Source organism: Pseudomonas fluorescens, assembly GCF_900215245.1.
Taxonomy (GTDB): domain Bacteria; phylum Pseudomonadota; class Gammaproteobacteria; order Pseudomonadales; family Pseudomonadaceae; genus Aquipseudomonas; species Aquipseudomonas fluorescens.
In genome coordinates, this window is the sequence record NZ_LT907842.1 from 3336964 (window position 1) to 3351630 (window position 14667).

Consider the following 14667-nt stretch of genomic DNA (forward strand, 5'->3'; position numbering starts at 1 on the left):
TAAGGCCAAACCTATGAGCGAGTTGTTGTCCTCAGTCAGTGAACACCTCCTGGCACCCGGTGGCGTGACCATCGAAAGTTTGCAAACCGTGCTCGGTGATCTGGCCGGGCCGGGCATCGACGCGGCCGATCTGTATTTCCAGGGCCAGATTTCCGAATCGTGGGCTCTCGAAGACGGCATCGTCAAGGAAGGCAGTTTCAACCTTGACCAAGGCGTCGGTGTGCGCGCGCAATCCGGTGAAAAGACCGGCTTTGCCTACAGCAACGCTATTACCCTTGAAGCCCTTGGCCTCGCTGCCCGTGCGGCGCGCTCGATTTCCCGTGCCGGCCAGAACGGCACGGTGCAGGCGTTCAGCACCCAGGACGTGGCCCAGTTGTACGCGCCGGATAACCCCCTGGAAGTGATCAGCCGTGCGGAGAAGGTCGACTTGCTCAAGCGTATCGACGCGGCCACCCGTGCCCTCGACCCGCGTATCCAGCAAGTGACCGTGAGCATGGCCGGTGTGTGGGAGCGCATCCTTGTGGCGTCCACCGACGGCGGCCTGGCGGCGGATGTACGGCCGCTGGTGCGTTTCAATGTCAGCGTGATCGTCGAGCAGAACGGTCGCCGCGAGCGTGGCGGTCATGGTGGTGGTGGGCGTACCGACTACCGCTATTTCCTCGCTGAAGACCGTGCCATGGGCTATGCCCGTGAAGCGCTGCGTCAGGCATTGGTCAACCTGGAAGCCATTCCCGCGCCAGCCGGTACATTGCCGGTGGTGTTGGGCTCGGGCTGGTCCGGTGTGTTGCTCCATGAAGCCGTAGGGCACGGCCTGGAAGGCGACTTCAACCGCAAGGGCAGTTCGGCCTACAGTGGGCGCATGGGCGAGATGGTCGCCTCCAAGCTGTGCACCATTGTCGATGACGGCACCCTGGCCGGTCGCCGTGGCTCGCTGAGCGTCGACGACGAAGGTACGCCGACCGAGTGCACCACGCTGATTGAAAACGGCGTGCTCAAGGGCTACATGCAAGACAAACTCAACGCCCGCCTGATGGGAGTGGCCCGCACCGGTAACGGCCGTCGCGAGTCTTACGCGCACTTGCCGATGCCACGCATGACCAACACCTACATGCTCGGTGGCGAAAGCGACCCGGCAGAAATCATTGCCTCGGTAAAACGCGGGATCTACTGCGCCAACCTCGGCGGCGGCCAGGTGGATATCACCAGCGGTAAGTTTGTGTTCTCCACCAGCGAGGCGTACCTGATCGAAGACGGCAAGATTACCGCGCCGGTCAAAGGGGCGACGTTGATTGGTAACGGGCCGGAAGCCATGAGCAAGGTGTCGATGGTCGGTAACGACCTTTTGCTGGACAGCGGCGTGGGCACGTGCGGCAAGGATGGGCAGTCAGTGCCGGTCGGCGTTGGTCAGCCTACCTTGAAGATTGATGCGATCACCGTGGGTGGCACGGGCTCGTAAGTGCCGGAGCTTCGGGTGGCGAGGACCGCCACCCGGGGAAGAGGATCAACGCAGGCCGCGTTGAGTCTCGTCCAGCTCACGGATGTACTTGAAAATTTTACGGCTGGTGGCCGGAGCCTTGTTTTGCGCCACTTCGTGCTGGGCCTGACGGATCAGGGAGCGCAGTTGCTGGCGGTCCGCGTCCGGATAGTCCACTACGAATTTCTCCAGCACCGCGTCATCGCCCGAGATCAGGCGGTCACGCCAACGTTCCAGGTTATGGAAGCGTTCGTTGTACTGGCGAGTGGAGGCATCCAGTTGATCGAGCAAGGTCAGAATGGCGTCAGTGTCCTGATCGCGCATCAGTTTGCCGATAAACATGATGTGCCGTTTACGCGCGATATTCGCGGTGTGCTTAGGTGCATCCGCCAGAGCCCGGCGCATTTCGTCGGTCAGTGGCAGTTTTGCAATCAAGTCCGGCTTGAGCGTTGTAAGGCGCTCGCCGAGGTCAACCAGAGCATGCAGCTCGCGTTTGACCTGGGTTTTGCTTTTCTCCCCATCGAGGGAGTCGTCGTAAGAATCAACCATGGTGGCAGTCCGCAAAGAAACGCCGCCATGATAACCAGTCGGGGGCCGCTTGTCCGGCCCGGTCGCTCGATGGCCTTAACCGAAAGCAGAATTTGAGTGGAGAAAACCATGAGTGCAGCCCAAAGCGTCGGTCCGCAAGCGTTACCGGCACTGCAGGAACAAGTCGAGCAGATCCTTGCCGAGGCCAAGCGCCAGGGGGCCAGTGCCTGTGAAGTGGCGGTGTCGCTGGAGCAGGGGCTGTCGACGTCGGTACGCCAGCGGGAAGTGGAAACCGTGGAGTTCAACCGCGACCAGGGGTTTGGCATCACATTGTATGTGGGGCAGCGCAAAGGGTCGGCCAGTACCTCGGCCAGTGGGCCGGAAGCGATTCGCGAAACCGTCGCGGCGGCGTTGGCCATTGCCAAGCACACCTCCGAAGATGAATGCTCGGGCCTGGCAGATAAAGCGCTGATGGCCAAGGATTTAAAGGACTTCGATCTTTTTCACGCTTGGGATATCACACCCGAACGGGCAATCGAACTGGCGCTGACTTGCGAAGCGGCGGCCTTTGATGCCGATGCCCGCATCAAAAACGCCGACGGCACCACGCTGAGCACACATCAAGGCTGTCGCGTCTATGGCAATAGCCATGGTTTCATCGGCGGCTATGCCTCGACTCGCCACAGCTTAAGCTGTGTGATGATCGCTGAAGCCAATGGCCAGATGCAGCGCGACTATTGGTATGACGTCAGCCGCCAGGGCGAATTGTTGGCCGACCCGGTCAGCATCGGCCAGCGCGCCGCGCAACGTGCAGCAAGCCGCCTGGGCGCCCGTCCGGTACCGACTTGCGAAGTCCCTGTGCTGTTTTCGGCGGAACTGGCCGGTGGTTTGTTCGGCAGTTTCCTGGGCGCGATTTCCGGCGGTAATCTGTACCGCAAGTCTTCGTTTCTTGAAGGCGCTATTGGCCAGAAACTGTTTCCTGAGTGGTTGACCATCGATGAACGTCCGCACCTGATGCGTGCCATGGGCAGTTCAGCGTTCGACGGTGATGGCCTGGCCACTTATGCCAAGCCATTTGTCGAGAAGGGCGAGCTGGTGTCCTACGTACTGGGCACGTACGCCGGCCGCAAGCTTGGCCTGCCAAGCACTGCCAACTCCGGTGGCGTGCACAACCTGTTCGTCACCCATGGCGACGAAGATCAGGCGGCGCTGTTGCGTCGTATGGGCCGCGGCTTGCTGGTCACCGAATTGATGGGCAGTGGCCTGAATATGGTTACCGGTGATTATTCACGCGGCGCGGCAGGTTTCTGGGTGGAAAACGGTGAAATTCAATTCGCCGTTCAGGAAGTCACCATTGCCGGCAATATGCGCGATATGTTCAAGCAGATCGTCGCGGTGGGTAATGACCTGGAACTGCGCAGCAACATTCGCACGGGTTCTGTACTGATCGAACGGATGACCGTCGCCGGCAGCTAACCCCTCCGACGCTTAACGAAAAGGCGCACCATCTTCTCGATGGCGCGCATTTTTTTATGGCTGAGCCATGAGCGGATTAACCTGCTGCTCTTGTTTTGATTCTTAATATCAATTAATAATAAATCTCATTGTCGAATGAGTGTGGATCATGAGTTCTGTCCTGCATGAGGATCCGTACCTTGAGAGCTGGCGCTGGATGAGTCGTCAGATTCGCTGCGGCCTCGATCCCAATGAACCTCGCCTGATTGAACATTACCTCAGTGAGGGCCGATACCTGGCGTGCTGCACCGCGACCCACCCGTGGACGATTGCTGAAACGTCATTCCGCCTGCTGATCGACACCGCCAGCGACATCGCCTTGCCCTGGCACTGGCGATCCCTGTGCCTGGACCAGGCGTGGCGTCCGTTGCGCGACCTGGAAAATCTTTCCCACTGCGCCTGCCGACTCAAGCGCTGGCAGACCTTTGCCTGGCAATTGGCAACCTGCGAATTGCTGCCGTCTATTTCTCACTCCGACCTGGTGCAAGGATCTTCCGATGAGTAATACCCGTATCGAACGCGACAGCATGGGCGAACTGCAAGTGCCTGCCGAGGCCTTGTATGGTGCGCAAACCCAGCGCGCGGTGAATAATTTCCCGATCAGCAGCCAACGCATGCCGGCGCAATTCATTCGCGCACTGATCCTGGCCAAAGCCGCCGCAGCCAAGGCTAACGTCGACCTCAAGCAAATCAGCGAAGGGCAGGGCAAGGCCATTGTCGACGCTGCCCAAGGCTTACTCGAAGGCGATTTCATGCCGCACTTCCCGGTGGATATCTTCCAGACCGGCTCCGGCACCAGCTCCAACATGAATGCCAACGAAGTGCTTGCGACCCTGGCCAGTCGCTTGCTGGGCGAGCCGATCAACCCCAACGACCACGTGAATTGCGGCCAAAGCAGCAATGACATCATTCCGACCACCATTCACGTCAGCGCAGCGCTGGTCTTGCACGAACACACCCTGCCGGCCCTTCTGCACCTGGTTCAGGTGATCGAACACAAGGCCGAACAAGTCCACCCGTTCATCAAGACCGGCCGTACGCACTTGATGGACGCGATGCCCGTGCGCATGAGCCAGGTGCTCAATGGCTGGGCGCAACAGCTCAAGGCCAATATCGCTCACTTGCAGGACCTGCTGCCGAGCTTGCAGGCGTTGGCCCAGGGCGGCACGGCGGTCGGCACCGGGATCAACGCACACCCGGAATTTGCGGCCCGCTTCAGCCAGCACCTGAGCAGCCTCACCGGCGTGAAATTCACGCCAGGCAAAAACCTGTTCGCGTTGATCGGTTCCCAGGACACCGCCGTCGCCGTCTCCGGCCAACTGAAAGCCACCGCCGTGTCGCTGATGAAAATCGCCAACGACTTGCGGTGGATGAACTCCGGCCCATTGGCCGGGCTCGGTGAAATCGAACTGGAAGGCCTGCAGCCAGGCTCTTCGATCATGCCGGGCAAGGTCAACCCGGTGATCCCGGAAGCGACCGCCATGGTCGCCGCCCAAGTTATCGGCAATGACACGGTCATTACCGTCGCCGGCCAGTCCGGCAACTTCGAACTGAACGTGATGTTGCCGATCATCGCCCAGAACCTGCTCAGCAGCCTTGAGTTGCTGGCCAACGCCAGCCGGCTGTTGGCTGATAAGGCGATCGCCAGCTTCAAGGTCAACGAAGCCAAGCTCAAGGAAGCGCTGTCGCGTAACCCGATTCTGGTCACTGCACTTAACCCGATCATTGGTTACCAAAAAGCCGCTGAAATTGCCAAGAAGGCTTATCAGCAAGGCCGCCCGGTGATTGATGTCGCCCTCGAGCACACCGACTTGCCACGTAGCCAACTGGAAATCCTGTTGGATCCGGAAAAACTCACGGCCGGCGGCGTGTAATCACCGACTCTGCTTTGGAGGTTCACCATGGAGCATTGGAAACGCACGATCGAACGGGCCAATCGTTGCTTTATGGCGGGCGAGCTGGTCGATGCTCGTGAGGCCTATTTGCAAGCCCTGGCCTTGGCTCAAGTGCTGTTCGAGCGCTGGGCGGATGCCGACGAAGCAGTGGCGGCTTGCGTCATTTCCCATCACAACCTGGCGGACCTGCACCTGCGTCTGAACCAGCCGGAGGAAAGCGCGGAATACCTTTGTGCCATTCACCAGCGGCTGTTGCAGACCCTGCAGGACCCGCGCCTGAGCCCGCAATTGCGCGAGGCGGCGCTGCGCCAGAGCAGCAAGACCTATGTCGAACTGTTGAACTTCATCAGCGATCACGGCGAATACCCGCGTACCCATCGCCTGCTTGGCGGCACTGCGGTGCAACCGATCACTCCACACTACGGCGCACATTGATATGACTTACACCTTGCCTGCTTTGCCCTACGCCTATGACGCCCTGGAACCGCACATCGATGCGCAGACCATGGAAATCCACTACACCAAACACCATCAGACCTATATCAATAACTTGAATGCTGCAGTCGAGGGCACTGAATTCTCGGGCTGGCCGGTTGAGAAGCTGGTTTCAAGCGTGCAGCAACTACCGGAAAAACTGCGCGCCGCCGTGATCAACCAAGGCGGGGGGCATGCTAACCACTCGCTATTCTGGGCGGTGATGTCGCCAAAAGGCGGAGGCAAACCCGAAGGCGTGCTGGGCAAAGCCATCGATGAACAGTTGGGCGGCTTCGACAGTTTCAAGGAGGCCTTTACCAAGGCCGCATTGACGCGTTTCGGCAGCGGCTGGGCCTGGTTGAGCGTTACCCCGCAAAAGACCCTGGTGGTGGAAAGCAGTGGCAACCAGGACAGCCCGCTGATGAGCGGCAACACGCCGATCCTCGGCCTGGACGTGTGGGAACACGCTTACTACCTGCGCTACCAGAACCGTCGCCCGGAATACATCAACGCCTTCTACAGCGTCATCCATTGGCCGGAAGTCGCCGCACGCTACCAGGCCGCCGTGGCCTGACATTTATCTATAACAAGATCTAAGGCCGACTATGGGCACTGAAACGCTGGCGATCAGCAGCGGGCGAATGTTTCGTTATGCGTTTGGCTCGCTGCTGCTGTTGGCAGGGACTGCATTGCTGGTGGCGCAAGGGCTGAGCTGGCTGGACCTTGAGCCGCGTATCTTGCGTGCCTTGCAGGGCGGCGCGATCTGCGCGCTCGGCACGGCGCTGGGTGCGGTGCCGGTGTTGGTGATTCGCCGGATGCCGGTGGCACTGAGTGATACCTTGCTGGGCTTTGGGGCCGGGGTAATGCTGGCGGCGACGGCTTTTTCGCTGATCGTGCCGGGCATTGCTGCCGCGCAAGGCCTTGGGCTTTCGCGTTGGGGCGCCAGTGGTTTGATCAGCTTCGGGATTATGCTCGGGGCATTCGGTCTTTACCTGGTCGACCGCAAGGTATCGGGCGCCAGCCCGGAGATGCGGGTGGGCACGCCGGGTCAACCGGTGATTCCCCCGCGTATCTGGCTATTTGTGTTTGCCATCATTGCCCACAACATTCCGGAAGGCATGGCGGTAGGTGTTTCGGCCGGTGGCGGAATGCCGGATGCCGACAGCTTGGCCATGGGGATTGCCCTGCAGGACGTGCCGGAAGGTTTGGTGATCGCGCTGGTCTTGGCCGGGGCGGGCATGTCGCGAGTCAAGGCGTTCTTGATCGGTGCCGCGTCGGGCTTGGTCGAGCCGGTGTTTGCCGTGCTGTGTGCATGGCTGGTGAGCCTGGCGGAGGTTTTGTTGCCGTTAGGGCTCGCGTTGGCGGCGGGGGCGATGTTGCTGGTGGTGACTCACGAAGTTATCCCCGAGTCGCGCCGTCATGGTCACGAAAAGCTTGCCAGCCTGGGCTTGTGCATCGGGTTCTGTTTGATGATGGTGATGGATACTGCTTTAGGGTGAGGCCATTGCAGCCTCACACCCGCCGTAAAGGGTGAGTTTACTCGCCCTCATCAAAGAAGTTATTGATCAGCTTTACCAGCGCGTCCATCGCTTCCTGCTCTTGTTCGCCTTCCGTCTTCAAATGAATTTTGGTGCCCTTGCCGGCGGCCAGCATCATCATGGCCATGATGCTTTTACCGTCTACCATGGATTCCGGCGTTCGCCCTGCGCGGATCTGGCAGGGGAACTGCCCGGCGACGCCGACGAATTTGGCGGAGGCTCGGGCATGCAAACCCAGCTTGTTGATGATTTCAATTTCCAGAGCGGGCATCGCGGGGGTGTTCCTTTCAGCTAAGGTCGCGGTGGCGAACCTGGACGTTCTTGAGGGTTTGTTGCAGCACCTGGCCCAGGCGCTCGGTCAGGTACACCGAGCGATGGTGGCCGCCGGTGCAGCCGATGGCAATGGTGACATAAGCCCGGTTGCTTGCCGCAAAGCGCGGTAACCATTTGAGCAGGTAGCTGGAGATGTCCTGGAACATCTCCTCGACATCCGGTTGCGCAGCCAAGTACTCGGCCACCGGCTGATCAAGGCCGGACTGATCACGCAGTTCCGGCTTCCAGTAAGGATTGGGCAGGCAGCGCACATCAAACACCAGATCGGCATCCACCGGCATCCCACGCTTGAAGCCAAACGACTCGACCAGAAATGCGGTGCCAGGCTCTGGCTGGTTCAGCAAGCGCAGCTTGATGGCATCCCGCAATTGATACAGGTTCAGGCCGGTGGTGTTGATCTTGAGGTCGGCCAGATCGATGATCGGTCCCAGCAGCGTGGTCTCGTCCTCGATGGCTTCGGCCAGCGAGCGGTGAGGGCTGCTGAGGGGGTGGCGGCGACGGGTTTCGGAAAAACGCTTGAGCAGTGTCTCCTCATCGGCGTCCAGGTACAGCACATCGCAATTGATATGCTTGGCGCGTACTTCCTCAAGCAATTGCGGAAAGCGCTGAAGATGGCTGGGCAGGTTGCGGGCGTCAATCGAGACGGCAACCAGGGGCTGCGCCAGCTCGGTGTGGATCAATGCACGTTCCGCCAACTCCGGCAGCAAACCGGCGGGCAGGTTGTCGATGCAATAAAAACCGTTGTCCTCAAGGACGTTGAGGGCGGTGCTTTTACCCGAGCCGGAGCGGCCGCTGACGATGATCAAACGCATGATTACTGCCCGTTTTGTTCATCCAGGACAACCTGATAGAGCGCCTCGTTGCTGTCGGCGCTGCGCAGTTTGTCGCGTACTTCCTTGCGGTCGAGCATGCTGGCGATCTGCCGGAGCAGTTCCAGGTGCGCATCGGTGGCGGCTTGCGGGACCAGCAGCACGAAGAGCAGGTCAACCGGGGCGCCGTCGATGGCGTCGAAATCGATGGGGGCGTCTAGGTGCAGCAGGGCACTGACTGGAGACTCACAGCCTTGCAGGCGGCAGTGAGGAATCGCGATGCCGTTGCCAAAGCCAGTAGAACCTAGCTTTTCACGGGCGATCAGAGCCTCAAAGACAGCTTGCGTATCCAGGTCGGGCACTTCACGGCCGATCAGATTGGCAATTGTTTCGAGGGTTTTCTTTTTGCTGCCGCCCGGCACGTTCACCTGGGAACGGCCGGGGGTCAGGATGGTTTCAAGTCGAATCATGGGTGGGGAGTGTTAGCGGCCAGTGCCTTGAAGAAGGCTCTGCTGCTTTTCCTTATGCTTTTTAAGTTGGCGGTCAAGCTTGTCAGTCAAGGCATCGATCGATGCATACATGTCTTCATGCTCGGCATTGGCGACCACTTCGCCACCGGGTATCTGCAAGGTCGCTTCAATTTTCTGCTGAAGCTTATCGACCTTCATGATGACCTGCACATTGGTGATCTTGTCGAAATGACCCTCGAGTCGTTTCAGCTTCTGCTCGACATATTCGCGCAATGGAGGGGTGACTTCTACATGGTGTCCACTGATGTTGACTTGCATACAGCTTCTCCTTCGTTGCCAGTGCATAAAGCGACAGGCAAAAGCGCCTGCCACTGGAACGCTATGGCCCGCCCGTCACATCAAACGCTTACGCTCGCTGGAAGGCGCGATCCCGAGGGACTCGCGGTACTTGGCGACGGTTCGACGGGCGACCTGAATGCCTTGTGCCTCCAGTAAACCAGCGATCTTGCTGTCACTCAACGGCTTTTTCTGATTTTCCGCGGCAACCAGTTTTTTAATGATCGCGCGGATCGCCGTGGACGAGCATTCGCCGCCTTCGGAGGTACTTACGTGGCTGGAGAAAAAGTATTTCAGCTCATAAATACCCCGTGGGGTATGCATGAATTTCTGCGTGGTTACCCGGGAAATCGTCGATTCATGCATGCCAACCGCCTCAGCGATATCGTGCAGGACCAAGGGTTTCATGGCCTCGTCACCATATTCGAGGAAGCCGCGCTGGTGCTCGACGATCTGAGTGGCCACTTTCATCAGGGTTTCGTTGCGGCTTTGCAGGCTCTTGATGAACCAGCGCGCTTCCTGCAACTGATTGCGCATGAAGGTGTTATCGGCACTGGTGTCGGCACGGCGCACAAAACCTGCGTATTGCGGGTTGACGCGCAGGCGAGGCACCGACTCCTGGTTCAGTTCCACCAGCCAACGCTCGTTGTCTTTGCGCACGATTACATCGGGAACGACGTATTCGGCTTCGCTGGACTCGATCTGCGAGCCCGGGCGGGGGTTAAGGCTCTGTACCAGCTCGATGACCTGGCGCAGGTCGTCTTCCTTGAGCTTCATGCGGCGCATCAGCTGGCTGTAATCGCGGCTGCCCAGCAGGTCGATGTAGTCGGTGACCAGGCGCTGGGCTTCGGCGAGCCACAGGGTCTTGGCGGGCAGCTGGCGCAGTTGCAGCAGCAGGCACTCGCTCAGTGTGCGGGCGCCGATGCCGGCGGGCTCGAACTGCTGGATGCGGTGCAGGACGGCTTCGATTTCGTCCAGTTCGATGTCCAGTTCCGGATCGAAAGCCTCAAGGATCTCTTCGAGCGTCTCGTCGAGGTAACCCTGGTTATTGATGCAGTCGATCAGGGTCACGGCGATCAGGCGATCGGTGTCGGACATCGGCGCCAGGTTCAATTGCCACAGCAAATGGCTCTGCAGGCTTTCGCCGACGGAGGTGCGGGTGGTGAAGTCCCACTCGTCATCATCATTGCTGGGCAGGCTGCTGGCGCTGGTCTGGTAAACGTCTTCCCAGGCGGTGTCCACCGGAAGCTCGTTGGGAATGCGTTCGTTCCATTCGCCTTCCTCAAGGTTGTCCACCGTAGGGGCGGTTTCCTGATAGGAAGGTTCCTGCACGTCGGAGTTGGGTTTTTGCTCGATGTTGTCGGCCAGCGGGTCTGCATTATCGAAGTCGTCGCCTTCTTCCTGGCGTTCGAGCATCGGATTGGACTCCAGGGCCTCCTGGATTTCCTGTTGCAGGTCCAGGGTCGACAATTGGAGCAGGCGGATGGCCTGTTGCAGCTGCGGTGTCATCGTCAGCTGCTGGCCCATTCTCAGGACTAGCGATGGTTTCATGGCAGGGGCTTAACACCTTATTCGCCGGCGCAATGCGCCATCCACGACAGGGCGCGTGAGCGCCAAACATAAGCAAATTATATGCCTGATGTCGGGGGCTTTGCCTAGAGCGCGGTAACAATAAAAACCCAGAGGTTTTTATTGACTCCCGCGCGCTTTGGCGAACGGCCAGACACCACAGTGCTTACAGGCGGAACTCGTGGCCCAGGTACACTTCCTTGACCAGTTCGTTGGCCAGGATGGTGGCGGAGTCGCCTTCGGCGATCAGCTGGCCATCGTTGACGATATAAGCCGTTTCACAGATATCCAGGGTCTCACGGACGTTGTGGTCGGTGATCAATACACCGATACCCTTGGCCTTGAGGTGATGGATGATCTGCTTGATATCGCCAACCGAGATCGGGTCGACACCGGCGAAGGGTTCATCCAGCAGGATGAATTTCGGCGCGGTGGCCAGGGCGCGGGCGATTTCCACACGACGACGTTCACCACCGGACAAGCTCATGCCGAGGTTGTCGCGGATGTGGTTGATATGGAATTCCTGCAGCAGGCTTTCCAGCTCTTTGCGGCGGCCGTCACGGTCGAGTTCCTTGCGGGTCTCGAGGATCGCCATGATGTTGTCTGCTACCGACAATTTGCGGAAGATCGACGCTTCCTGGGGAAGATAGCCGATACCTGCGCGTGCACGACCGTGCATCGGCTGGTTGCTGACGTCCAGGTCGTCGATCAAGACACGGCCCTGATCCGCCTGGACCAGGCCGACAATCATATAGAAGCACGTGGTCTTGCCGGCGCCGTTGGGGCCAAGCAAGCCAACGATCTGGCCGCTGTCGATCGATAAACTGACGTCGCGTACGACCTGACGGCTTTTATAAGCTTTGGCCAGATGCTGGGCTTTCAGGGTTGCCATTAGTTCGCCTTCTTCGCAGCGGGGTTGGGCGCAGGCTGGGCGGCGCCTTCTTTCTGCTTCGGCTGGATAACCATGTCGATGCGCGGCTTCGGAGTGCCGATCTTCGCGCCAGTGGCACGACCGGCCTGGGCGATCTGCTTCACCGTGTCATAGGTGATTTTTTCACCGTCTGTGGTGTTGCCATCGCTGCTGACAACCCTGGCCTGGTCGATCAGGATGATGCGATTCTGCTGGGCGTGGTACTGGATGGTCCTGCCATAGCCCTTGATCGGGGCTGGGTCCGTAGCCGCCTGCTTCTGTTCGAAGTAAGCCAGGTTGCCCACCGAGGTCACCACGTCAATGTCGCCACCCGGCGTACGCGTGAGCGTCACCGTGTTGCCGGTGATTTTCATCGAGCCTTGGGTGATGATCACGGCGCCTGTATAGGTCGCAACACCTTGCTTGTCATCCAACTGAGCGTCGTCAGCCTGAATGTGGATCGGTTGCTGGCTATCGTTCGGCAGAGCCCAGGCGCTCACGCTTCCCAGTGCTGCGCCCAGACCGAGCAAAATAGGGAGGGTTTTAACGAGCCTCATACTGTCCTCTTACGTTCGATAGCAGGTGTATCCTGCTTTCTTTCAAATACGCTTTCATTCCCTTGCCAGTCGATACACCGCCAGCGCCGTCGATTCTAACGTCTTGCTCGGTCTGCGCATATTGCTGTTGTGGGAAAACGGTCATGCGACTACTGGTAATAATGGTGTCGCGCTTCTTCTCGTCAGTACGTGCAACACGTACCGAGTCGATCAGTTCTACCTGGGTACCGTCCGAGTTGACTTCGCCATGCTTGCTGGTGACGTGCCACGGGTAGTCGGTGCCCTTGTAGAGATTCAGGTCGGGATTGGTCAGCAGGCTGACGTCCGTAGCCTTGAGGTTCTCAACTTTATCGGCGGTCATATCGTACTGAACCTTGCCATCAGGCAGGAACTGTATGGTATGGGCGTTGAGAGCGTAATAGGCGATAGCACTTTCGTCGACGGCCACTACAGGCTTGTCGAGAAAGCGCTCCGGGCTGATATTCCAGTAGCCCACCGCCAGGAACAGCGCGGCGATGACCCCGAATAGCAGGAAGTTGCGAATCTTTTTGCTCAGCATAAAACGCTCTATAGGTAGGCGGCGTGGGCCGCTTCAAGACTGCCCTGGGCACGCAGGATCAATTCGCAGAACTCGCGGGCGGCACCCTCACCGCCACGTGCGGTCGTGATGCCATGGGCGTGTTCGCGAACAAAAGCCGCCGCATTGGCGACGGCCATGCCCAGGCCCACCCGGCGAATAACCGGCAGGTCAGGCAGATCGTCACCCAGATAGGCAACGTGCTCATAGCTTAGGTTGAGTTGGCCAAGAAGCTCGTCCAGAACCACCAGTTTATCCTCGCGGCCCTGATACAGGTAAGGAATCCCCAGGTTTTGTGCGCGGCGTTCCACAACCGGTGTCTTTCGACCACTGATAATGGCTGTTTGCACACCGGCGGCCATCAACATTTTGATGCCCTGGCCGTCGAGTGTGTTGAAGGTCTTGAATTCGCTGCCATCTTCGAGAAAGTACAGGCGGCCATCGGTCAGCACGCCATCAACGTCGAAAATCGCCAATTTGATGTTTTTACCGCGTTGCAACAGGTCGCTGGTCATTTACATCACTCCCGCACGCAGCAAGTCGTGCATGTTCAGGGCGCCAATCGGGCGGTCGTCGCTATTGACCACCACCAGCGCGCCAATCTTGTGGTCTTCCATGATCTTCAGCGCTTCGGCGGCAAGCATCTCGGGGCGTGCAGTCTTGCCGTGTGGCGTCATGACCGCATCAATAGTGGCGGTGTGGATATCGATCGTGCGGTCCAGGGTGCGGCGCAGGTCGCCGTCGGTGAATACCCCGGCCAAACGCCCATCAGCCTCCAGGATCACGGTCATGCCCAGGCCTTTGCGGGTCATTTCCATCAGCGCGTCCTTCAGCAAGGTGCCGCGCTGCACGTGAGGCAACTCGTCGCCCGAATGCATGACGTTTTCCACTTTGAGCAGCAGTCGACGACCCAGGGCGCCGCCCGGGTGCGAAAACGCGAAGTCCTCAGCGGTAAAGCCGCGCGCTTCCAGCAGGGCCACGGCCAGGGCATCGCCCATGACCAGCGCGGCGGTGGTGGAGGAGGTCGGTGCCAGGTTCAACGGGCAGGCCTCGTGGGCAACGTGAACATTCAGGTTCACTTCGGCAGCCTTGGCCAGCGTCGACTCCGGATTGCCGGTGAGGCTGATCATTTTAATGCCCAGACGCTTGATCAGCGGCAGCAGGGTCACGATTTCGTTGGTGGTGCCGGAGTTAGACAGTGCCAGGATGATGTCATCCTTGGTGATCATGCCCATGTCGCCGTGGCTGGCTTCGGCCGGGTGCACGAAAAAAGCCGTGGTCCCGGTACTTGCCAGGGTGGCGGCGATCTTGTTGCCGACGTGGCCGGATTTGCCCATGCCGACCACGACAACGCGGCCCTTGCTGGCCAGAATCATCTCGCATGCACGTACGAAATCTGCGTCGATATGGGCCAGCAAACCTTCTACGGCTTCAAGCTCGAGGCGGATGGTGCGTTGTGCGGATTGAATAAGCTCGCTGGATTGGCTCATGTCTTAAATCGTATAGCCTGACGAAAAGGCGGCGATTATAGCGGTAATGATCAATTCCCTCACGCTAGTTCGTCAGGCTTTATTCGGCAGGTGCCTGAGTTTCATGCTCGGCAGCGTTTTTTTCCCTGTCCCGAATCTGAACGAGGGCTGTTCCGGCCTTGGGGGCTCTGCACCAGCAGTGATATAGTTCGC

Annotated in this window: 18 protein-coding genes; 7 read left to right on the top strand and 11 right to left on the bottom strand. The window is 59.2% G+C overall.

Annotated features, from left to right (window positions below):
• Positions 1-13: 13 nt before the first annotated feature.
• A complete protein-coding gene (gene tldD / locus CPH89_RS15455; protein ID WP_053254410.1) occupies positions 14-1456 on the top strand; it encodes a metalloprotease TldD in 1443 nt (480 codons plus the stop codon).
• Positions 1457-1501: 45 nt separating this feature from the next.
• Here the strand turns inward: tldD and yjgA are convergent, their stop codons facing one another.
• Positions 1502-2023 carry a ribosome biogenesis factor YjgA gene (gene yjgA, locus CPH89_RS15460; protein WP_053254411.1) on the bottom strand — a complete coding sequence of 174 codons (522 nt, stop codon included), beginning with the start codon at positions 2021-2023 and terminating at the stop codon, positions 1502-1504.
• Between the two features lie 108 nt (positions 2024-2131).
• On the opposite strand from yjgA, the gene pmbA reads away from it, so the two are divergent.
• The 6 genes from pmbA to CPH89_RS15490 all read left to right on the top strand — a co-directional run bounded on the left by pmbA (position 2132) and on the right by CPH89_RS15490 (position 7385).
• Positions 2132-3478, top strand: coding sequence for a metalloprotease PmbA (gene pmbA / locus CPH89_RS15465; RefSeq protein ID WP_053254412.1), 1347 nt, complete (start codon positions 2132-2134; stop codon positions 3476-3478).
• Between the two features lie 148 nt (positions 3479-3626).
• On the top strand, positions 3627-4022 hold the full coding sequence (locus CPH89_RS15470; RefSeq protein ID WP_053254413.1) for a hypothetical protein: 396 nt from the start codon (positions 3627-3629) through the stop codon (positions 4020-4022).
• Positions 4015-5391 (top strand): class II fumarate hydratase, encoded by a 1377-nt coding sequence (locus CPH89_RS15475; protein WP_053254414.1) that lies wholly within the window; start codon positions 4015-4017, stop codon positions 5389-5391. The genes CPH89_RS15470 and CPH89_RS15475 overlap by 8 nt, the downstream gene beginning before the upstream one ends.
• Positions 5392-5418: 27 nt before the next feature.
• Positions 5419-5847, top strand: coding sequence for a DUF2753 family protein (locus tag CPH89_RS15480; protein WP_053254415.1), 429 nt, complete (start codon positions 5419-5421; stop codon positions 5845-5847).
• Between the two features lies 1 nt (position 5848).
• On the top strand, positions 5849-6460 hold the full coding sequence (locus tag CPH89_RS15485) for a superoxide dismutase (RefSeq protein WP_053254416.1): 612 nt from the start codon (positions 5849-5851) through the stop codon (positions 6458-6460).
• 31 nt (positions 6461-6491) lie between these two features.
• Positions 6492-7385, top strand: a complete 894-nt coding sequence (locus tag CPH89_RS15490; protein ID WP_053254417.1) for a ZIP family metal transporter — start codon at positions 6492-6494, stop codon at positions 7383-7385.
• Between the two features lie 37 nt (positions 7386-7422).
• On the opposite strand, the gene CPH89_RS15495 is transcribed toward CPH89_RS15490, so the two are convergent.
• The 10 genes from CPH89_RS15495 to CPH89_RS15540 all read right to left on the bottom strand — a co-directional run bounded on the left by CPH89_RS15495 (position 7423) and on the right by CPH89_RS15540 (position 14475).
• A complete protein-coding gene (locus CPH89_RS15495) occupies positions 7423-7695 on the bottom strand; it encodes an HPr family phosphocarrier protein (protein WP_049709983.1) in 273 nt (90 codons plus the stop codon).
• Between the two features lie 16 nt (positions 7696-7711).
• On the bottom strand, positions 7712-8569 hold the full coding sequence (gene rapZ, locus CPH89_RS15500) for an RNase adapter RapZ (RefSeq protein WP_053254418.1): 858 nt from the start codon (positions 8567-8569) through the stop codon (positions 7712-7714).
• Positions 8570-8571: 2 nt separating this feature from the next.
• Positions 8572-9036, bottom strand: coding sequence for a PTS IIA-like nitrogen regulatory protein PtsN (gene ptsN, locus CPH89_RS15505; RefSeq protein WP_053254419.1), 465 nt, complete (start codon positions 9034-9036; stop codon positions 8572-8574).
• A gap of 12 nt (positions 9037-9048) precedes the next feature.
• Positions 9049-9354, bottom strand: coding sequence for a ribosome hibernation-promoting factor, HPF/YfiA family (gene hpf / locus CPH89_RS15510; protein ID WP_017138237.1), 306 nt, complete (start codon positions 9352-9354; stop codon positions 9049-9051).
• Between the two features lie 75 nt (positions 9355-9429).
• Positions 9430-10923 (bottom strand): RNA polymerase factor sigma-54, encoded by a 1494-nt coding sequence (locus tag CPH89_RS15515; RefSeq protein WP_053254420.1) that lies wholly within the window; start codon positions 10921-10923, stop codon positions 9430-9432.
• Between the two features lie 184 nt (positions 10924-11107).
• Positions 11108-11833: an LPS export ABC transporter ATP-binding protein gene (gene lptB, locus CPH89_RS15520; RefSeq protein WP_053254421.1), complete on the bottom strand. Its 726-nt coding sequence runs from the start codon at positions 11831-11833 to the stop codon at positions 11108-11110.
• Complete coding sequence (gene lptA, locus CPH89_RS15525; protein WP_053254422.1) at positions 11833-12408, bottom strand: lipopolysaccharide transport periplasmic protein LptA; 576 nt, start codon at positions 12406-12408, stop codon at positions 11833-11835. Before lptA ends, lptB begins: the two co-directional genes overlap by 1 nt.
• The gene (gene lptC / locus CPH89_RS15530) at positions 12395-12967 is read right to left on the bottom strand and encodes an LPS export ABC transporter periplasmic protein LptC (RefSeq protein ID WP_053254423.1); all 573 of its coding nucleotides are present in this window, start codon (positions 12965-12967) and stop codon (positions 12395-12397) included. The genes lptA and lptC overlap by 14 nt, the downstream gene beginning before the upstream one ends.
• 8 nt (positions 12968-12975) lie before the next feature.
• Complete coding sequence (locus CPH89_RS15535) at positions 12976-13500, bottom strand: KdsC family phosphatase (RefSeq protein ID WP_053254424.1); 525 nt, start codon at positions 13498-13500, stop codon at positions 12976-12978.
• On the bottom strand, positions 13501-14475 hold the full coding sequence (locus tag CPH89_RS15540) for a KpsF/GutQ family sugar-phosphate isomerase (RefSeq protein WP_053254425.1): 975 nt from the start codon (positions 14473-14475) through the stop codon (positions 13501-13503).
• Between the last annotated feature and the right edge of the window lie 192 nt (positions 14476-14667).